20 protein-coding genes and 6 tRNA genes are annotated in these 20647 nt (G+C 34.4%); 21 read left to right on the top strand and 5 right to left on the bottom strand.

Features of this window, described 5'->3' with window-relative positions:
- The first annotated feature begins 61 nt into the window (after positions 1-61).
- Complete coding sequence (locus ACP5P5_RS00845; RefSeq protein WP_428284225.1) at positions 62-1747, top strand: ArnT family glycosyltransferase; 1686 nt, start codon at positions 62-64, stop codon at positions 1745-1747.
- On the opposite strand, the gene ACP5P5_RS00840 is transcribed toward ACP5P5_RS00845, so the two are convergent.
- Entirely contained in the window at positions 1737-2180 is a 444-nt protein-coding gene (locus ACP5P5_RS00840) for a DUF6702 family protein (RefSeq protein ID WP_428284224.1), read from the bottom strand. The genes ACP5P5_RS00845 and ACP5P5_RS00840 overlap by 11 nt on opposite strands.
- Between ACP5P5_RS00840 and ACP5P5_RS00835 the strand changes: the two genes are divergently transcribed.
- Both ACP5P5_RS00835 and ACP5P5_RS00830 read left to right on the top strand, forming a co-directional pair.
- Entirely contained in the window at positions 2179-2862 is a 684-nt protein-coding gene (locus ACP5P5_RS00835) for a HupE/UreJ family protein (protein WP_428284223.1), read from the top strand. The genes ACP5P5_RS00840 and ACP5P5_RS00835 overlap by 2 nt on opposite strands.
- A 13-nt stretch (positions 2863-2875) precedes the next feature.
- Positions 2876-5254 carry a M1 family metallopeptidase gene (locus tag ACP5P5_RS00830; protein ID WP_428284222.1) on the top strand — a complete coding sequence of 793 codons (2379 nt, stop codon included), beginning with the start codon at positions 2876-2878 and terminating at the stop codon, positions 5252-5254.
- A gap of 148 nt (positions 5255-5402) precedes the next feature.
- Here ACP5P5_RS00830 and ACP5P5_RS00825 read toward each other — a convergent pair.
- Positions 5403-5476 (bottom strand) — tRNA-Gln (locus tag ACP5P5_RS00825).
- 132 nt (positions 5477-5608) lie between these two features.
- Positions 5609-6049, bottom strand: coding sequence for an OmpA family protein (locus ACP5P5_RS00820; RefSeq protein WP_428284221.1), 441 nt, complete (start codon positions 6047-6049; stop codon positions 5609-5611).
- A gap of 178 nt (positions 6050-6227) precedes the next feature.
- On the opposite strand from ACP5P5_RS00820, the gene ACP5P5_RS00815 reads away from it, so the two are divergent.
- The gene (locus tag ACP5P5_RS00815) at positions 6228-6866 is read left to right on the top strand and encodes an SGNH/GDSL hydrolase family protein (RefSeq protein WP_428284220.1); all 639 of its coding nucleotides are present in this window, start codon (positions 6228-6230) and stop codon (positions 6864-6866) included.
- A 53-nt stretch (positions 6867-6919) separates the two neighbouring features.
- On the opposite strand, the gene tyrS is transcribed toward ACP5P5_RS00815, so the two are convergent.
- A complete protein-coding gene (gene tyrS, locus ACP5P5_RS00810) occupies positions 6920-8206 on the bottom strand; it encodes a tyrosine--tRNA ligase (protein WP_428284219.1) in 1287 nt (428 codons plus the stop codon).
- 139 nt (positions 8207-8345) lie between these two features.
- Between tyrS and ACP5P5_RS00805 the strand changes: the two genes are divergently transcribed.
- The gene (locus tag ACP5P5_RS00805) at positions 8346-8723 is read left to right on the top strand and encodes an RDD family protein (RefSeq protein ID WP_428284218.1); all 378 of its coding nucleotides are present in this window, start codon (positions 8346-8348) and stop codon (positions 8721-8723) included.
- Between the two features lie 24 nt (positions 8724-8747).
- On the opposite strand, the gene ACP5P5_RS00800 is transcribed toward ACP5P5_RS00805, so the two are convergent.
- Positions 8748-9338 (bottom strand): riboflavin synthase, encoded by a 591-nt coding sequence (locus ACP5P5_RS00800; RefSeq protein WP_428284217.1) that lies wholly within the window; start codon positions 9336-9338, stop codon positions 8748-8750.
- Positions 9339-9446: 108 nt separating this feature from the next.
- Between ACP5P5_RS00800 and rpsU the strand changes: the two genes are divergently transcribed.
- The 16 genes from rpsU to rpoB all read left to right on the top strand — a co-directional run bounded on the left by rpsU (position 9447) and on the right by rpoB (position 20582).
- Positions 9447-9644: a 30S ribosomal protein S21 gene (rpsU, locus tag ACP5P5_RS00795; protein ID WP_428284216.1), complete on the top strand. Its 198-nt coding sequence runs from the start codon at positions 9447-9449 to the stop codon at positions 9642-9644.
- A 63-nt stretch (positions 9645-9707) separates the two neighbouring features.
- On the top strand, positions 9708-10610 hold the full coding sequence (locus tag ACP5P5_RS00790) for a tyrosine-type recombinase/integrase (RefSeq protein WP_428284215.1): 903 nt from the start codon (positions 9708-9710) through the stop codon (positions 10608-10610).
- A gap of 168 nt (positions 10611-10778) precedes the next feature.
- Entirely contained in the window at positions 10779-11081 is a 303-nt protein-coding gene (locus ACP5P5_RS00785) for an HPF/RaiA family ribosome-associated protein (protein ID WP_428284214.1), read from the top strand.
- A gap of 194 nt (positions 11082-11275) precedes the next feature.
- Positions 11276-11348 (top strand) — tRNA-Thr (locus ACP5P5_RS00780).
- A 13-nt stretch (positions 11349-11361) separates the two neighbouring features.
- Positions 11362-11444: transfer RNA gene (locus tag ACP5P5_RS00775), tRNA-Tyr, on the top strand.
- Between the two features lie 55 nt (positions 11445-11499).
- Positions 11500-11572: transfer RNA gene (locus ACP5P5_RS00770), tRNA-Gly, on the top strand.
- Between the two features lie 67 nt (positions 11573-11639).
- A tRNA-Thr gene (locus ACP5P5_RS00765) sits at positions 11640-11714 on the top strand.
- 131 nt (positions 11715-11845) lie between these two features.
- Positions 11846-13033 carry an elongation factor Tu gene (tuf, locus tag ACP5P5_RS00760; RefSeq protein WP_428284213.1) on the top strand — a complete coding sequence of 396 codons (1188 nt, stop codon included), beginning with the start codon at positions 11846-11848 and terminating at the stop codon, positions 13031-13033.
- Positions 13034-13139: 106 nt separating this feature from the next.
- Positions 13140-13211: transfer RNA gene (locus tag ACP5P5_RS00755), tRNA-Trp, on the top strand.
- A gap of 71 nt (positions 13212-13282) precedes the next feature.
- The gene (gene secE / locus ACP5P5_RS00750) at positions 13283-13477 is read left to right on the top strand and encodes a preprotein translocase subunit SecE (RefSeq protein WP_068246819.1); all 195 of its coding nucleotides are present in this window, start codon (positions 13283-13285) and stop codon (positions 13475-13477) included.
- Positions 13478-13487: 10 nt separating this feature from the next.
- A complete protein-coding gene (gene nusG / locus ACP5P5_RS00745; RefSeq protein WP_428284212.1) occupies positions 13488-14090 on the top strand; it encodes a transcription termination/antitermination protein NusG in 603 nt (200 codons plus the stop codon).
- 173 nt (positions 14091-14263) lie between these two features.
- Positions 14264-14707 carry a 50S ribosomal protein L11 gene (rplK, locus tag ACP5P5_RS00740; protein WP_428284211.1) on the top strand — a complete coding sequence of 148 codons (444 nt, stop codon included), beginning with the start codon at positions 14264-14266 and terminating at the stop codon, positions 14705-14707.
- Positions 14708-14735: 28 nt separating this feature from the next.
- Positions 14736-15428, top strand: coding sequence for a 50S ribosomal protein L1 (gene rplA / locus ACP5P5_RS00735; protein ID WP_428284210.1), 693 nt, complete (start codon positions 14736-14738; stop codon positions 15426-15428).
- 52 nt (positions 15429-15480) lie between these two features.
- Complete coding sequence (gene rplJ / locus ACP5P5_RS00730) at positions 15481-15996, top strand: 50S ribosomal protein L10 (RefSeq protein WP_428284209.1); 516 nt, start codon at positions 15481-15483, stop codon at positions 15994-15996.
- A 107-nt stretch (positions 15997-16103) separates the two neighbouring features.
- Entirely contained in the window at positions 16104-16481 is a 378-nt protein-coding gene (gene rplL / locus ACP5P5_RS00725) for a 50S ribosomal protein L7/L12 (RefSeq protein WP_428284208.1), read from the top strand.
- Positions 16482-16778: 297 nt separating this feature from the next.
- Positions 16779-20582 (top strand): DNA-directed RNA polymerase subunit beta, encoded by a 3804-nt coding sequence (gene rpoB, locus ACP5P5_RS00720; protein WP_428284207.1) that lies wholly within the window; start codon positions 16779-16781, stop codon positions 20580-20582.
- Positions 20583-20647 lie beyond the last annotated feature (65 nt).

The raw sequence follows: 20647 nt of genomic DNA, 5'->3' as shown, positions 1-20647 counted from the left end.
CTCATTAAATTAACTGTATTTTGCGCAAAAATGTTTGAATGGGTGGCTTAAGGCAACGGATATGTTAAAAAAAAATGTTGTTTTATTGGTTATTGGTTTGTGTATTATTACCTACCTGTTGGGAATATTTTTAATTCCTTTAATGGATATTGATGCTGCCCAATATGCATCTATTTCCCGAGAAATGTATGTACATAAAAGTTTTTTACAGATTTATGATTTAGGTCATGATTATTTAGATAAACCTCCTATGCTGTTTTGGCTATCGGGTTTCAGTATGTATGTTTTTGGTGTACATGATTGGGCTTATCGCTTACCTTCTTTTTTGTTTTCATTACTTGCCATATATGCAACCTATCGTTTTGCATTGCTCTATTATAAAAAAGATATAGCTTATTTAAGTGCAATGGTATTAGCTTCTTGCCAAGCACTTTTTTTAATAAACCATGATGTAAGAACTGATACCATGTTAATGGGGTGGGTAATGCTTAGCATTTGGCAATTAGCAACCTGGTTCAACACACAAAAAATTATTCATTTTGTTATTGCTAGTATAGCCATTGCAGGTGGAATGTTAACGAAAGGTCCTATTGGATTAATTGTACCCATATTGTGTTTTTTACCTCAATTTATTTTGAGTAGAGAATGGAAACATTTTTGGCATTGGGAATATGTATTAGGCATTGCAATCATTGCCATTTTATTGTTACCCATGAGCATAGGGCTTTATAGGCAGTTTGATATGCATCCCGGAAAAATTGTAGGTGGTAACTATATAACATCCGGACTAAAATTTTATTACTGGACACAAAGTTTTGGTAGATACACCGGCGAGAATGCCAATAGAGAAATGAATGAGTTTACTTTCTTGCTTCAAAATATGCTTTGGAGTTTTTTGCCGTGGATTTTGTTCTTCTTAATAGCATTATTCTTGGAAGTTAAAATGCTTATAAAACAAAAAGTAAGATTATTGTTGAATCAGGAATGGATTTCAACTGGAGGTTTTATTTTAACTTATTGCGTATTAGCCAGAAGTCAGGCACAATTGCCCCATTATATATTTGTGGTTTTTCCACTAGCAGCCATTATTACCGCTAAGTTTTTATATAAATTATTCTTTGAGCATCAATGGAGGCATTTACGTCGCACTTTGGTATTGTTGCATTTAATTATATTTACTTTATTATGGATTGCGTTGATAGTTTTAATTGCTTTTCCTTTTTCAGACATTCCAAAATATGTGGCCGCACTTTCTTCTTTGTGTTTATTGTTAATGTATTCATTGTTTTATTCTAAACGATTACATTTTCACCGATTGTTGATTATTGCTTTCTTTACAATCATAGGTATTAATATCTTTTTGAATACAGCTTTTTATCCAACTTTACTACAATTTCAAATGGGTAATACTGCGGCCGGATATATTAATTCCCAACACATTGATAAAAATAAAGTTGTTATTGCAGGTATACATCCCGGATATCCATTTTATTTTTATGGGCAACATATTTTTCTTGATACAACTATCAACGCATTACAACCAAATGAAATTGTAGTTACCAATGCAGATAGCTTAGAAATTATTCAACACAAATTTCCCTATGTAAAAGTGTTGCATAGAGGAGATAATTTTCATGTTAGCCAATTGAATATTTCATTCTTAAATCCTGAAACCAGGCCAAAAGTGTTACAACATTATGCTATTGTTGATTTAACTAGTCCTAACAAAAAGCTAACTAAAAAGTAAAGCTTACAAAGCTGTTAGGGTTATCTAATTTGTAACTTTTCTCTTTACCGTTATATGTAATGTGAAATATGTTTATTTGGCTAGGTTGGTAGTCATATAAAAGGGTAGAAGTAATTGCTACGGATTGAATGCTACTAACATTGTCAATTTCAAAATAACACCAAGTACTTTCTTGTTGAATTTCATAACCAACATATTTCATTTTTGAAATGCTATTGTTTATTTTTATATTTAGTTTGTTTAAAATATATTGATTAATATAATTATTTACTTCAGTTGTATTGGTAGGATGCGTGAGGTCGATATTTTTATTAAAATTATTTTTCAGTGTTTTTTCAAGATCATCAGTAAAAATTCTAATGCTTACTTCAACCATTTTCTCTTTATCATTATAATGCAGGTCAGTAACCGATACATAAAACGGATGGGCCATGTTTATAAAAGCCAGTAATACCCATTTATACAAAATAGCAACCATTTATCGTTATTTTTTGGTAAATACAAATGTCGGTATTATATTCATTGCCATGAGCGATTTTAATTTGTATTTTACCCTTGGTCGTCAACATATTGCCAATATCACTGCATTAGATCATATTTTGTTTTTGGCAGCTTTGTGTACCCGCTATCAGTTTTCCGACTGGAAAAAATTGTTGGTATTGGTAACCGCATTTACCATAGGCCATTCTATAACCTTAGCATTAAGTGTATTAAATGTTATTCACTTTTCAACTGCCTGGATTGAGTTTCTTATTCCTATAACTATTTTTATTACGGCTTTTAGTAATTTGTTTGTAAAGAAATTTGTATTTAAATCGAAATTTCCTATCATTTATTTTTTTGCCCTATTTTTCGGGCTTGTTCATGGGTTAGGTTTTAGTAACTACTTAAAAAGTTTATTGGGGAAAAACGAAAATATAATTTGGCAACTATTTGCATTTAACTGTGGTTTGGAAATAGGGCAATTAATCATTGTGCTTATTATTTTAATTATTGCTTTTATTTTGGTTTCCATTTTAAAGATAAGCCGACGTGACTATCTGTTATTTTTGTCAGCCGCCATTATTGCCTTATCCTTAGAAATGTGTTTTCAAAGATTACCTTTTCATATATAAAACATTGAATGCTATGAGAAAATGGACTTTTTTATGCTTTTTATTTCTTTTTGTGCAGCATTTGCAAGCGCAAAACATTCAAAACAATCCCGGTTCAAATCATGGTAACAGGTTTGAACAATTGGGTACAATTTTACCAACTCCTAATGAATATCGCACGGCCAGTGGGGCTCCAGGGCCAAAATATTGGCAGCAACGCTGTGATTATGATATTAAATGCTCGCTCGATGAAAAAAATTTAACCTTAACCGGTACGGAAAACATTACCTATTATAATAATTCTCCCGATGTGCTCACCTATTTATGGATTCAGTTGGATGAGAATGAGCATAACAATTTACATAATGCCAATTACCAAGATGCCAGTTATTTAAGTAACCGTTTAACCAATACCATGATTGATCGGTTAGAAACGTCGAAAGAAGACAATGGTTATGGCGATAAAATTCATGCGGTAATTAACTTAGCTACGGGGAAGGCTTTGCCTTATACCATAAATAAAACCATGATGCGGATTGACTTACCGCAACCCTTAAAACCTGGACAGCAATTCAATTTTAAAATTAACTGGAGCTACAAAATTTCCGACAGAATGCAAATGGGGGGCCGTGGTGGTTATGAATATTTTCCTGAAGATGGAAATTATTTATTTACCATTACGCAATGGTACCCACGTTTATGTGTGTACAGCGATTTTCAAGGATGGCAAAACCATCAATTCACTGGTCGTGGTGAGTTCGCTTTAACCTTTGGCAATTTTAAAGTACAAATGACTGTTCCAGCCGACCATATTGTAATGGGTACAGGTACTTGTCAAAACTATCAACAAGTATTAAACCCACAACAATACGCTCGTTGGACAAAAGCACAAACTGCAAAAGAGCCTGTTGAAATTGTTACTTTAGATGAAGCCAAAAAAGCAGAAATGGGGAAAGCTACTACCTCTAAAACCTGGATTTTTAATGCCGATAATGTTCGCGATTTTGCTTGGACTTCTTCCAGAAAATTTGTTTGGGATGCAATGCCTACCTATATAGAAGGTAAAAAAATTATGTGTATGAGTGCCTATGGTAAAGAAGCTTACGGATTATATAGGAAATTTTCTACCAAAGTGGTAGCACATACCATTAAAACCTATTCTAAGTTTACTTTCCCTTATCCTTACCCGGTAGCACAAAGTATTGAAGCTAGTAATGGCATGGAATATCCCATGATATGCTTTAATTACGGAAGAACAGAAAAAGATGGTACTTATAGTGAAGCAGTAAAAAATGGAATGCTTGGTGTTATTATTCATGAAGTAGGCCACAACTTCTTCCCAATGATTGTAAATAGTGATGAGCGCCAATGGACTTGGATGGATGAAGGTTTGAATAGTTTTGTAGAATACCTTACGGAAGAATTATATGATAATAAATTTCCTTCCAGAAAAGGGGCTGCATGGACTATTACCGATTATATGCGTTTGCCGAAAGATCAATTAGAACCTATTATGACAAATAGTGAAAATATTGTTCAGTTCGGTCCCAATGCCTATACCAAACCTGCAACAGCATTAAATATTTTACGTGAAACAGTAATGGGGCGTAAATTGTTTGATTTCGCATTTAGAGAATATGCACGTCGTTGGGCATTTAAACATCCTACACCTGCCGATTTGTTTAGAACTATGGAAGATGCCAGCGGTGAAGATTTAGATTGGTTTTGGAGAGGTTGGTTTTTTACTACTGAACCTTGCGACATAGCTATTGATACTGTTAAACATGCAGTTGTGAATGAAAATTCAACCGGCATTATGCCCCAACGTAATGGTACACGAATGCTACCTTTAGCAAAACCTGCTGTACCTCAATTCGATGATATTTCTAAAATTCGAAATAGAGAAAATAGTAGCATTACTTTTTTAACTGATGCAGACACTTCATTACATGATTTTTATTGGAAATATGATCGTGGAATTATTGCATACGATTCTACCATAAAAGTAAAATTACCTGAACCTGCTGCAGTTGAACCATTTACTGCTGAAGATTTAAAACCATATTTAGGCAAACATTTATATGAGGTAACTTTTAAAAATAAAGGTGGTTTGGTGATGCCAATTATTGTTCAATTTACTTTTAATGATGGCACCAAAGAAATTGAAAGAATACCCGCACAAATTTGGCGTAAGAATGAAAATGAAGTAACCAAAGTTTTCGTTACCAATAAGTCCGTTACTTCCATTTTGTTAGATCCCTATCGGGAAACTGCTGATATTGATGTTTCAAACAACCAATGGCCAAAAGTAAATGCGCCCACAAAGTTTGAATTATTTAAAGCCGGATTGATGAATAGAAGGAACCCGGTGAATCCACCTAACCCAATGCAGGAAATTAAAGCAACCAATTAATTTCTTTGAATGAATATTTAAGCCGAAACAAACTGTTTGTTTCGGCTTTTTTTATGGGTTGCATAACCTGTTTAAAATTGTTAGGGCAAAGAAATTTTGAGGAGGAAAAGCAAAATAAAAAAGCCGGCTCAATTTTGAACCGGCTTTTTGGTTGGGTTACTAGGATTCGAACCTAGACAGACAGAACCAAAATCTGTAGTGCTACCGTTACACCATAACCCAATCCAGATATCCAATGTTTATATTGGGCTGCAAAAATAGGGTAGCAATAGGTTTGTTCCAAAAAATTTTCGCACAATTCCGTATATTTTTTTAGCAGTGTTATTGCATGCTAATTTACCGGACCTCATATATTCAAAATTCTTGTGTTTGTTTAGCCGGAGGCCTTATAATTATTGTTTTTTCAATTAATGCAGCATCATAATCAATTTTAATAGGTACCATCACTTCATGGTTTGTGCTAAGTTGATTTGATGTATCAATCATTGTTTGTACATGTATAATGGATGACTTGATTCCTAAGTGTACTAAATATTTTTTTATTTGTTGAGCACGCCTTAAAGCCAGCTTTTCATGTTTTTCAACGGCTAATGAAGTGCCGTAAATCGTTATACCGGTTAGGGTTATAGATGAATCATCAGGAAGTACATCATTTAAAATTATTTTGGCATTTTGGGTAAGTTTATATCCTTGTAATGGAAAATAAATACGTGCACTGGTAGTATCAGGCTCAGCTGCCACCGCATATGATATAAATGAAAATATAAATATATTTAAAACCAATAGCCTCTTCATAGCAAAATTTTTAAATAAAATGCTTAGCTAAGTTCTGGCTATTATTTGGTAAAATTAAATATTGACAAAAAAATAAAATATTTACGGCAAAAAGGTTTATTATTAACTTTAATAAGCTTAATGGCTAATGGAAAGTAAACTCATTCTTTTAACCTTATTTGTAATTGTAATGTTGCTTATGTCGCAAACACATTTAAAAAGTAAAAAGAAAATTATTTTTTTCGGTGATTCAATTACTGAAATGGGCATGTTGCCCGGCGGGTATATTCAAATCTTTAACAATATGCTTAAGCAGCATCATTTCAATAACTTGGTTGGTGTTGGTGCCGGAATTAGCGGAAATAAAATTTATGATTTATATCTTAGGTTGCAGCATGATATAATAGAACAGCAACCTTCTTTAGTAGTTATCTTCATTGGTGTAAATGATGTTTGGCATAAGTTGTCGCATGGCACAGGAACCGATGCAGGAAAATTTGAACAATTTTATACGGCTATTATTCTACAACTTAAACAACATAATATGGCTACCGTATTATGTACCATTTTGAGTATTGGAGAAAAATGGCATGGTCAAAACCCGCAAGATGAGGATATTGATTTGTATAATGGTATTATTAGAAACTTAGCAGTTACCCATAATTTGCCTTTGTGCGATTTACGAAAAGAGGCAGTTGATTATATTCAAAAAAACAATACTTCAAATTTTGATAGAGGGTTTTTGACTAAAGATGGAGTGCATTTAAATGATGCAGGTAATACTTTAGTAGCAACTAAAATTTGGGAAGTTTTGCAAACATTGCCTATTATGCAATAAAGAAAGCAGTTAAAAAATAACTGCTTTCCTGCTTAACTTTTTTAAAAATTGCTTTAATTGTTGGCTACAATTAAATAGTAATTTTTCTTTCCTTTTTGAATTAACAGGTATTTCTGTTGCAATAAATTATTGGAAGTGATATGGGTATAGTCGGGTTCAACTTTCTTTTTGTTAATGCGTATACCACCATTTTGCCACATTTTTCTAGCTTCGCTTTTACTGGGGAAAATACCTGTTTCAGTTAAAAAATTCACCAAATCGCTACCATTATCTAATTGCGATTTTTCAACGTGTATAGTAGGTACACCTTCCAATACCTGCAACAATTGTTGTTCATTTAAACTGCTTAAAATATCGGCGGTTTCGTTATTGAATAAAATTTCAGATGCCTGAAGTGCAAATTCAAAATCGGCTTTGCTATGAACAAATATGGTTAAAGACTCAGCTAATTTTTTTTGTAAAATTCTTTCATGTGGGGCGGCATCATGTTGCGCCAATAAGGGTTCAATGGTTTCTTTGGGTAGAAGGGTAAATATTTTTATCCATTTTTTGGCATCATCATCACTAGCATTTAACCAAAACTGATAAAATTGGTATGGTGAAGTTTTTTGGGCATCTAACCAAACATTTCCTTTTTCAGTTTTTCCAAACTTGCCACCATCAGCTTTGGTAATTAAGGGGCATGTAAATGCAAAAGCTTCACCACCAGCTTTCTTCCGAATTAGTTCAGTACCCGTAACAATATTTCCCCACTGATCGCTACCGCCCATTTGCAGTTTACAATTCTTATTCGTGTAAAGCCAGTAAAAGTCATATCCCTGAACCAATTGATAAGTGAATTCTGTAAAGCTCATCCCATTTTCATTTTCCAATCTTTTCTTCACACTATCTTTTGCCATCATGTAGTTAACGGTTATATGTTTCCCTACATCTCTAATAAACTGCAAGAAACTCATGTTTTTAAACCAATCGTAGTTATTCACTATTTCCGCAGCATTTGGTTTTGAAGCATCAAAGTCTAAAAATTTCTCTAATTGTTTTTTTACGCATTGTACATTGTGTAGCAACACTTCTTCACTTAATAGGTTTCTTTCTTCACTTTTGCCGCTTGGGTCACCAACCATGCCGGTTGCACCACCTACCAATGCATAAGGCTTATGCCCGGCTTTTTGCAAATGCACTAATAATAAAATAGGAACGAGGCTACCAATATGCAAACTATCAGCAGTAGGGTCAAATCCAATATATGCTGAAGTCATCTCTTTATTTAGCTGCTCAATGGTGCCTGGCATTATGTCTTGAATTAAGCCCCGCCATTGTAATTCTTCCATTAAAGTCATACGATTTTCAATTTGGGCAAATGTAATTACAAATGCTGTTTGGTGTAAATGTAATTGTTCGTGTATGTTTGCAATAAACTTATTTATTGAGTATTAATGCAGGTTGTTCACTATAATTATTCAAAGTAAAATAATCAATATGCGAATAGTAGGTTTCGGCACCCGTGTTCTTAATTTTTTAATTGATACAGCTATTATTTTTATAATTGCATACATCTTAAAAAAAGTGTGGGACTGGTATGTGATTTTTTACCAATATACCCCTTACAATTTTGGTGAAATATTTGCTTTGGTTTTGGTAATATATTATTTTTTATTTGAATTAATTTTTACAAGAACACCCGGAAAATGGTTAACAGGAAGTAAAGTGAAGAACAAAACAGGTGGCAGACCTGCATTTTGGCAATTTATTGTACGCAGTATTATTCGCTTAACAATTATTGATGCATTTTTTATTCCTTTTTTAGAAATGCCGTTACATGATTATTTGAGTAAGACTAGGGTAGTAGAAGCATAAGCCTTATGTATTATAATCGCTTGGTTATTTGTTTAAATTTTGTAGGCGTAACAAATATTTACCAATAATGTCGAACTCAATATTAACGCTATCATTTTCTTGAATGTGGCCAATGTTGGTATGCTCATAAGTGTAAGGTATAATAGCTACCGTAAAAGTGTTTTTGGTAACATTAAAACAAGTTAAGCTAATACCGTTAACGCATATTGAACCTTTTTCTATAACCAATGGCGCAAATTTTTCTGAGAATTGAAACACATATTCCCAACTGCCATCCATTGCTTTTTTTTGTAAACATGTTGCGGTGCAATCAACATGTCCTTGAACAATGTGCCCATCAATACGACCATTCATAGATAAACAACGTTCAATATTAACGGCATCTCCGGGTTTCAAAAAGCCCAAGCTGGTTTTTAGCAGCGTTTCTTCAATTGCAGTTACCTTGTGTATGTTGTTTTCAATGTGTTCAATGGTAAGACAAACCCCATTATGTGCAACACTTTGATCTACTTTTAGCTCGTTACTAATAGGCGATTCAATAAAAAAACTGACATTACTACCTTTTTTCTCAATTTGGGTTATAGTGCCTAAACATTCAATAATTCCGGTAAACATGGTTGCAAGTTAGCAGTAAAACCCTAAAAAAATAATTTTGATATTTGGAAATTTAATGAAACCTTTTATCTTTGCACCCCATTCATTCAAAAAAGGAGACATTTTATTATGCTTATCATTGATTCAAAAGATTGCGAAAACATAGACAAGGCTTTAAAAAAGTATAAGAAAAAGTTTGAAAAAAGTAAAACTTTATTGAAGTTAAGAGAGCGTCAAACTTATGTTAAGCCTTCTGTTAAACGCAGAGAAACCGTTTTAAAAGCTATATACAAACAAAAAATTGCCAGTGGAAAAATAGAAGCATAGTTTGCTTTTATACCCATTTATATATTTGGTAGCCTGAGATGATTAATTTTAGGCTACTTTTTTATGCCCATAACCGAAGTATATACTGATGCTCAAAAATTTATTGAATACCTTCGACATGAAAAAAGGTATTCGAAACATACCCTTACCGCATACGAAAACGATTTGATGCAATTTTTGCATTTTCAAATCCATCAATTCAATGCACCTGCACTATCTGACATTCAAGCTCCATTTATAAAAACCTGGTTAGCATTTTTAAAAGAACAGGGCATTGAATCGAAAAGTATAAAACGTAAAATTTCTACATTAAAATCTTTTTTTCGCTTTCTTCAAAAAATAGGATGCATTCATCAATCGCCAATGGTTACTATTATTGCCCCCAAAGCAAAAAAACAGTTGCCTGTTTTTGTTGAAGAAACCAAAATACAAGCATTGCTACAAATGCCTGTAGATGAGACCGATTGGGATGAAAGGACTTATTTCCTAGTGCTTCAATTATTTTACCATACCGGCATGCGTTTAAGTGAACTAATTTATTTATCTGAAAAACAAATTGATGCGGCCAATCAGCAAATAAAAGTTTTGGGAAAAGGAAACAAGGAGCGTATCATTCCAATACACAACCAACTGCAGCAACAAATAATGGCGTATATTAATGAGAAGCATCAAAAATTTGGTAGTCAAATTGAACAAGTTTTTGTGAATCATAACAACAAGCCGCTAAAACATAGGCAAGTTTACGAACAAGTAAAAAGAAGATTGGCATTAGTTACAACTCTAAAGAAGAAAAGTCCGCATGTTTTGCGCCACAGTTTTGCAACGCACTTACTAAATAATGGGGCGGATTTGAATGCAGTAAAAGAATTATTGGGGCATAGCAGTTTAGCAGCCACACAGGTGTATACACACACTACAATAGAAAAGTTAAAGGAAGTGTATAAAAAGGCTCACCCAAAGGCTTAATGCTCAAATATTTTGTTATACAGAAATTCTTTTTAAAAAACAATGACGAATTAGCTTTATTTTATAAAATGAATGCAGTAGATTTATAATTGAAAATAAAGCGAGAATATCGCAGCGTTTTCATTAAGTTCTTTACCATATTTTTTCACCATTTAAACGTGTGTTGCTATGAACATCAACATTCAAACCGTGCATTTTGAAGCAGATTTAAAGTTATTAGATTACGTAACAAAAAAAGCAGAAAAACTAAACACATTTCACGACCAGATTTTAAAAGTAGATGTCTTTCTGAAACTGGATAACATTGTTCATAAAATAAAGGACAAAATAGTGGAAATTCGAGTACATGTGCCCAAGCATGATTTTTTTGTGAAAGCCTCTTCAAAGTCCTTCGAGGAATCATTTGATATGGCTTTTGAATCATTAATTAATCAAATTAAGCGCAAAAAAGAAAAGCTAACCCTTGCTTAGCAAAAAAATAAGCCCTCAGAAATGAGGGTTTTTTTATGTGTATAATGCAGTATTCATGGCCGTTTTTAATAATTATATTTGCAGTGTTAAAAAAAAAGTTGAAAACTGGTTAAAAATATTTGTTGAAGAATTTTGTTGAAATAAGTTTTCCATTACCTTTGCCATCCCGAAAAAAACGGTAGTTCTTTGTTTAAGCCGAAGTAGCTCAGTTGGTAGAGCAGCTGATTTGTAATCAGCAGGTCGTGGGTTCGACTCCCTTCTTCGGCTCATCAATTTCATTGGGCAGGTTCCAGAGCGGCCAAATGGGGCGGACTGTAAATCCGCTGTCTTTCGACTTCAGTGGTTCGAATCCACTCCTGCCCACTGTTTATTGGGTTAAAGTTCTTTTTCAATAACACTAATACTGTTATCATTTCAAGCGGGAGTAGCTCATTTGGTAGAGCGATAGCCTTCCAAGCTATAGGTGGCGAGTTCGAGCCTCGTCTCCCGCTCTTTGCCTGAAATAACGGAAATAAAAAAATTGGTTCGATTTTAAAAAGAACCCGGTTTTTTTATCAGGCCGTTGTAGCTCAGGGGTAGAGCACTTCCTTGGTAAGGAAGAGGTCGTGAGTTCAACTCTCATCAACGGCTCCATTTTTACAATGGAATGTGTTGCAGTGAATGTGCAGGAGATTTGTAAAATAGGATCAACAAATCCTAAAAAATAACAAACAATAAAATGGCGAAAGCCACAATTTTTTAAACACAACTAAAAAACAAATAAAATGGCAAAAGAAAGCTTCTTGAGGGATAAACCCCACGTAAACGTTGGTACAATTGGTCACGTGGATCATGGTAAAACCACCTTAACTGCAGCCATAACTACAATCTTATCAAAAAAAGGTCTTGCACAAGCTCGTAAATATGATGAGATTGATGGTGCACCTGAAGAAAAAGAGCGTGGTATTACTATCAATACTGCACACGTGGAATATCAAACCGCTAATCGTCACTATGCACACGTTGACTGTCCTGGTCACGCTGACTATGTGAAAAATATGATTACCGGTGCTGCTCAAATGGATGGTGCAATTCTGGTAGTTGCTGCAACTGATGGTCCTATGCCTCAAACAAAAGAGCACATTCTTTTGGCCCGTCAGGTAGGTGTACCTCGTATTGTAGTGTTCATGAACAAAGTAGACCTAGTTGATGATCCTGAATTATTAGAATTAGTTGAAATGGAAATCCGTGAGTTATTAAGCTCATATGGTTTCGATGGAGATAATACACCAATTATTAAAGGTTCTGCTACTGGTGCTTTAGCCGAAGATCCAAAATGGGTTGGTAAAATTGATGAGTTAATGGAAGCTGTAGATTCTTACATTCCTTTACCTCCCCGCCCAATCGATCAGCCTTTCTTAATGAGTGTTGAAGATGTGTTCTCAATTACCGGTCGTGGTACCGTTGCTACAGGTCGTATTGAGCGTGGTATTGTGAAAGTTGGTGATGCTGTTGAAATTGTAGGTTTAATGGAAGCGCCACTTTCTTCAACTGTTACCGGCGTTGAAATGTTCAAAAAATTATTAGACGAAGGTCAAGCTGGTGATAATGCAGGTTTATTATTACGTGGTATTGAAAAGAAAGATATCCGTCGTGGTATGGTAATTTGTAAGCCTAAGAGCATTACTCCGCACACAGAATTTAAAGGTGAGGTTTATGTGTTAAGCAAAGAGGAAGGTGGTCGTCACACTCCATTCTTTAATAAATATCGCCCTCAATTCTATTTCCGTACTACCGATGTAACCGGTGAAGTACAATTACCAGAAGGAACTGAAATGGTAATGCCTGGTGATAATATTAACCTAACTGTAAAATTAATCCAGCCCATAGCTATGGAAAAAGGTTTGAAATTCGCTATCAGGGAAGGAGGAAGAACAGTAGGTGCCGGACAGGTTACTGAAATTTTAAAATAGGCTCTTTATTTTAATAAAACCTTTTGTTGCATTTTTTATATATTTGCATCAATTAAATTTCTTAAAGGCTGTCCCGAGGCATTTTCGGGATAGCTTTTAAGTTTATACGGGTATAGTACAACGGTTAGTATAGAGGTCTCCAAAACCTTCGATCTGGGTTCGAATCCTAGTACCCGTGCATATAGTTAAACGTTTAACTGTAATTGTAGCTGATTTATAAGCGGTTGCAATTGCCTAATTTCAATTTAAATGAATAAAGTTACTACCTATTTTAGAGACAGCTATCGCGAGTTAGTTGAGAAAGTAACCTGGCCAACTTGGCAAGAATTGCAACAGAGTACAGTAATTGTTTTGGTTGCTACCATTATTATTACTGGAATTGTTTGGTTAATGGATTTTAGTTCCAATCAGGTTCTAAAATTAATTTATTCATTATTTAAGTAATTTTTTATCCATGGAAATTTCTTCTGAAGTTATAAATGCCATTACTACACCACAACCCGAAACAAAGTGGTATGTTCTTCGTGTAGTTAGTGGCAAGGAAAGAAAAGTAAAAGAATATTTGGATAAAGATATTCAGCGTAGTGGGTGGGTTGACATTATTAAGCAAGTTTTTTTACCAATGGAAAAGGTTTACAAAGTGCAAAACGGTAAAAAAATAATGCGTGAAAAAAACTATTTTCCTGGTTATGTAATGATTGAAGTAGCCGATGGAAAATTAACAGATGAAATTATACAGCACATTAGCAATATTAGCAATGTAATGCACTTCCTTACCGATGGAAAAGGTTCAAAAGGTAACATTATTTCATTGCGCAAATCGGAAGTAAATAAAATGTTAGGAAAGGTTGATGAAATGAATGATCAAGGCATTAGCATCAGCGAACCATTTATAGTTGGCGAAACCATAAAAATTATTGAAGGACCTTTTAACGATTTTAACGGCATTATTGAAGAAGTGAATGATGAAAAGAAGAAATTAAAAGTTACCGTAAAAATATTTGGCCGATCAACTCCTGTAGAATTGAATTATATGCAGGTTGAAAAAATTAGTTAGTATCAACAAACCATATTTCTTAAAAAATCCCCTGAATAGGAGATTTTTTTCTTTTAGTGTACTTGTGTATTCAAATTTCTACTACCTTTGCCGTCCCAAATTAGTTCTTATTAGTAATGATGGAGTTTGGGAGTGCTTGTAAAAGCACGCTATCACCAATAAAATCGAAAATTATGGCAAAAGAAATTACCGGCTTTGTTAAGCTACAGGTAAAAGGTGGCCAAGCCAATCCGGCACCACCTGTTGGACCTGCCCTAGGTTCTAAGGGTATTAATATTATGGAGTTCTGTAAGCAATTCAACGCAAGAACTCAAGATAAAATGGGTAAAGTAGTACCTGTTCTTATCACAGTTTACTCCGACAAATCATTCGACTTTGTTATTAAAACTGCACCTGCTGCTGTTCAATTAATGGAAGCAGCTAAAATTCAAAAGGGTAGTAAAGAGTCAAACAGAGCAAAAGTTGGCAAAGTAACTTGGCAGCAAATTGAAGCTATTGCTAAAGATAAATTGCCTGACATGAACTGTTTTACTTTAGAAAGCGCTATGAAAATGGTTGCAGGTACTGCACGTAGTTTAGGATTAACTGTTGAGGGAGATGCTCCCTGGAAAAACTAATTATTCACCTTAAATAATATTTTTAATTATGTCACTGACTAAAAAAAGAAAAGTAGCAGAAAGTAAGGTGGATAAAAATAAAGTTTATTCCCTGAAAGAAGCAGCTTCATTGGTAAAAGAAATTAATTGTACAAAATTCGATAGCTCTGTTGATGTGCATATTCGTTTAGGTGTTGATCCTAAAAAAGCTGATCAACAAGTGCGTGGAACTGTAAGTTTGCCACACGGTACTGGTAAAACAAAACGAGTATTAGTATTGTGTACTCCCGAAAAAGAGGATGCAGCAAAACAAGCTGGAGCCGACTATGTTGGTTTAGATGAATTTATTCAAAAAATAGAAGGCGGATGGGTAGATGTAGATGTAATTATTGCAACCCCTTCTGTAATGCCTAAAATTGGTAAATTAGGCAAAGTATTAGGTCCTCGTAACTTAATGCCTAACCCAAAAACCGGTACTGTAACTAATGATGTTGCAGCTGCTGTTAATGAAGTTAAAGGCGGTAAAATAGCTTTCAAAGTTGATAAAGCAGGCATTGTTCATGCTTCAATTGGAAGAGTTTCTTTTGATGCTCAAAAAATTGCAGAAAATACTGCTGAATTAATCAATGCTATTTTAAAATTAAAACCGGCTACAGCAAAAGGAACCTACCTGAAAGGTGTAAGCATAGCTTCAACTATGAGCCCCGGTATTACTTTAGATGCAAAATCATTAGCCAACTAAGTCCTGGTGATTCGTTCCTACGAAAATGACCCGGGTATTTAAAAATTTAGTTATGACCAAAGAACAAAAAAATGAAGTAATTGAACTTTTAAAAGAAAAGTTCTCTCAATACAATAACTTCTACGTTACCGATACTGAATCTTTATCAGTAGAACAAATTGGTAAATTACGTAAAGCTTGTTACGATAAGAAAGTAGAAATGAAAGTGGCTAAAAATACGCTTATTAAAAAAGCGTTAGAAGCCATTGATGCAGAAAAATATACCGGTGTATATGATTCATTGCACAATGTAACTGCTTTATTATTTTCTGAAAATCCAAAAGAACCCGCTTTAATTATTTCTTCTTTCAGAAAAGAAAGCAATAATGAAAAGCCACAGTTAAAAGCTGCCTTTATAAATGGTGAAATTTATAGTGGTGATGCAAACTTGGTTACTTTAACCAAAATTAAGTCCAAAGAAGAATTAATAGGCGAAGTAATTGGCTTATTACAATCTCCTGCTAAACGTGTATTGGCTGCTTTATTACACCATCACGAAAAGCAGGCTGAAACTACAGCTGCAGAATAAAATTTAAAATAGCTAAAACCAACACCTCTGAGGTAAAAATGGGGTATTTTTCCATAACCTTCCGCCGGAGCAATAGCAATGAAGGCGGTTTTTAAAACTTAAATATTATGGCAGACGTAAAAGCATTAGCCGAAACCTTAGTAGGTTTAACAGTAAAAGAAGTACAAGAATTAGCAGACGTATTAAAAGCAGAATACGGTATTGAACCCGCTGCTGCTGCAGCTGTAGTAGTTGCAAGTGGCGATGGTGGTGGTGCCGCTGCCGCTGCTGAGCAAACTTCTTTTGATGTTATTTTGAAAAATGGTGGTGCCAGCAAATTAAACGTGGTTAAAATTGTAAAAGAATTAACCGGTTTAGGTTTGAAAGAAGCTAAAGATTTAGTAGATGGCGCTCCAAAACCAGTAAAAGAAGGTGTTTCTAAAGCAGAAGCTGAAGAATTAGCCAACAAGCTGAAAGAAGCCGGTGCTGAAGTAGAAATTAAATAAACTACCTTACACATAAGCTTTTATTACCTCCGAAATTACTTCGGAGGTAATTTTTTTAGTAAAAACACAATTTTGCCTTGCATACATCATAATACTTGCTTTTAGGGTGAATGAATATGGAAATAAATTTTGTTTTTACTTTCGCATGGTTTCCATACCTTTGCCATCCTTATTTTAAGGCATTTATTTTTTAATGATGGGGAATGGCCATTGATACCCCTTCATCGTTGGTAGAAAAAGCGCTGGAAACACCAAGTTTCCTTATTTATTTAGCTAAAACCGGTTTTACAAAATACTATGTCAACAACAACACTGAACAAAAGGATCAACTTCGGCAAAACAAAAAACTTAGCAGAAGCACCTGATTTACTAGACATTCAACTTGAATCATTTCGTGAATTTTTTCAGTTAGAAACTACGCCTGACAAGAGGAATAATGAAGGCCTGTTTCGTGTATTTAAGGAAAATTTTCCTATTACCGATACACGTAACATTTTCGTACTGGAATTTTTAGATTATTTCATCGACCCTCCTCGTTATTCTATTGAAGAATGTATGGAGCGTGGATTAACTTATGCAGTTCCTTTAAAAGCAAAACTGCGTTTAAGTTGTAATGATGAAGAGCATGTTGACTTCCAAACTATTGTTCAGGATGTATTCTTAGGTAATATTCCTTACATGACTCCCCGCGGTACATTCGTTATTAACGGTGCCGAAAGGGTAGTAGTATCACAATTACATCGTTCTCCTGGTGTATTCTTCGGTCAGTCTGTACACCCTAATGGTACTAAAATTTATTCTGCTCGTGTAATTCCTTTTAAAGGTGCATGGATGGAGTTTGCTACCGATATTAATAATGTAATGTATGCTTACATTGACCGTAAAAAGAAATTTCCGGTAACAACATTATTACGTGCCATTGGTTACGAAACCGATAAAGATATTTTGGAACTTTTTGGTATGGCTGATGAAATTAAAGCCGATGCTAAAGAATTATCAAAATACATAGGAAAAAAATTAGCAGCACGTGTATTAAGAACCTGGGTAGAAGATTTTGTGGATGAAGATTCTGGTGAAGTAGTTTCCATTGAAAGGAATGAAATTGTAATGGAACGCGACACTGTTTTAGATGAAGATGCCATTGAAACAATTGTTGAATTAGGCGTTAAAAGCGTTTTCATTCAAAAAGAAGATGTAGGTGGTGACTATGCAATCATTTATAATACTTTAAATAAAGATACCTCTAACAGTGAATTAGAAGCTGTACAGCACATTTATCGCCAATTGCGTGGTGCTGATGCTCCGGATAATGAAACAGCAAGAGGTATTATAGATAAATTATTCTTTTCTGATAAACGTTACGATTTAGGAGAAGTTGGCCGTTACAAAATCAATAGAAAATTAAATCTGGATTTATCCATTGAAAAAAAGGTATTAACCAAGCAAGATATTATTGAAATTATTAAATACTTGGTTCGGTTAACCAATGGTAAAGCAGAAGTAGATGATATTGATCACTTGAGCAACCGTAGAGTAAGAACTGTAGGCGAACAATTATATGCTCAATTTGGTGTTGGTTTGGCTCGTATGGCTCGTACCATTCGTGAAAGAATGAATGTTCGCGATAATGAGGTATTTACTCCTGTTGACCTTATCAATGCTCGTACATTATCCTCTGTAATTAATTCATTCTTTGGTACTTCTCAACTTTCTCAATTCTTAGATCAAACCAATCCCTTATCAGAAATTACACATAAACGTAGGATTTCAGCTTTGGGACCCGGTGGTTTAAGCCGTGAAAGAGCTGGTTTTGAGGTGCGTGACGTTCACTATTCTCACTACGGACGTTTATGTACGATTGAAACTCCTGAAGGACCTAATATTGGACTGATTTCTACTTTATGTGTACATGCTACCATTAATGAAATGGGTTTTATTGAAACACCCTATCGTAAGGTAGAGAATGGTAAAGTAAATTTGAAAGAATTAACTTACTTAAGTGCAGAAGAAGAAGATACAGCAAAAATTGCACAGAGTAATACTCCATTAAATCAAAATGGTGAATTTGCAGTTGATCAGGTAATCTCTCGTGAAACAGGCGACTTCCCAATTTTAGATAAAAATGAAGTGGAATATATGGACGTTGCGCCTAACCAAATTGTAGGGTTAAGTGCTTCCTTAATTCCCTTCTTAGAGCATGATGATGCTAACCGTGCATTGATGGGTTCTAACATGCAACGTCAAGCCGTACCCCTTATTCGTTTAGAGTCTCCAATTGTTGGAACTGGCTTAGAAGGTAAAGCTGCACGTGATGCAAGAATTCAAATACACGCTGAAGGTGATGGTGTAATTGAATTTGTTGACGCAAATGAAATTCATGTTCGTTATGAAAGAAATGAAGTAGAACGTTTAATTTCTTTCGATGATGACTTGCGTATTTATAAACTTACCAAGTTCATAAAAACCAACCAGGCTACTTCTATAAATTTACGTCCCGCTGTTAAAAAAGGACAAATTGTTAAAAAAGGAGATTTCTTAACTGAAGGATATGCAACCCAAAACGGTGAATTAGCATTAGGTAGAAATTTACAAGTAGCTTTCATGCCTTGGAAAGGTTACAATTTCGAAGACGCTATTGTAATTAATGAGAAAGTAGTTCGCGAAGATTTATTTACCTCTATCCATATTGATGAATATGAATTAGAAGTACGCGATACTAAATTAGGTGAAGAAGAATTAACACCAGATATTCCAAACGTTTCTGAAGAAGCTACTAAAGATTTGGATGAAAATGGTATTATAAGAATTGGTGCTGCTATCAAGGAAGGTGACATTTTAATTGGAAAAATTACTCCTAAAGGAGAATCAGATCCTACACCGGAAGAAAAATTGTTAAGAGCAATTTTTGGTGATAAAGCGGGTGATGCAAAAGATGCTTCTTTGAAAGCACCCAATGGTACAGAAGGAGTGGTAATTGATAAAAAATTATTCCAACGTGCTAAAAAAGATAAAAACAGCAAACAAAAAGAAAAAGCACAATTAGAAAAAGTAGAAAAAATACACCAACAAAATGTTGAAGCCTTAAAAGAGCAATTAATCAGCAAATTGCAGGTATTGTTGAAAGACAAAACATCTGCAGGTGTAACAAATACTTTTGGTGAAGTGCTAATTGGTAAAGGTGCTAAGTTCAATGCCAAAAATATTGCTGCAATTGAATACCAAAGTGTAAATCCATTAGGTTGGACCGCCGAAGCTGAAACTGATCATTATATTAATACATTGTTGCATAATTATAACATAAAATATAATGAAGAGTTAGGTAGATATAAGCGCGAAAAATTCAATATATCAATTGGTGATGAATTACCTGCCGGTGTATTGAAATTAGCCAAAGTTTATTTAGCTGTTAAACGCAAACTTAAAGTGGGCGATAAAATGGCAGGTCGCCATGGAAACAAAGGTATTGTGGCAAAAATTGTACGTGCTGAAGATATGCCATTCATGGAAGATGGAACACCGGTTGATATTGTATTAAATCCATTGGGTGTACCTTCTCGTATGAACTTGGGTCAGATTTACGAAACCATTTTGGGATGGGCCGGAAAAAAACTAGGACTTAAGTTTGCTACTCCAATTTTTGATGGTGCTACTACCGGCGAAATTGAAAAATATTGTGAAGAAGCTCAAATACCTTTAAACGGACACACTTACTTATATGATGGTGAAACAGGTGAACGTTTCGACCAAAAAGCAACTGTGGGTGTTATTTATATGATTAAGTTACACCACATGGTTGATGATAAAATGCACGCTCGTTCAATTGGGCCTTACAGCTTAATTACACAACAGCCATTGGGTGGTAAAGCACAATTTGGTGGTCAGCGTTTTGGAGAAATGGAAGTGTGGGCTTTAGAAGCTTATGGTGCTGCCAATATATTGCAGGAATTGTTAACATTAAAATCTGATGATATCATTGGCCGTGCTAAAACTTATGAAGCTATTGTGAAAGGCGAAAATATTCCTAAAGCCGGTGTGCCTGAATCATTCAATGTATTAGTACATGAATTAAGAGGTTTAGGTTTAGATTTAAAATTTGAATAATCTGCCTGAAAGTTTAATCATAAAAGCCATTTGATTTTTTTTCAAATGGCTTTTTTTATTCGCAT

This window comes from Hydrotalea sp., from assembly GCF_049968455.1.
In the GTDB taxonomy this organism is placed as follows: domain Bacteria; phylum Bacteroidota; class Bacteroidia; order Chitinophagales; family Chitinophagaceae; genus Hydrotalea.
This window is presented reverse-complemented; position numbering and strand designations above follow the sequence as displayed.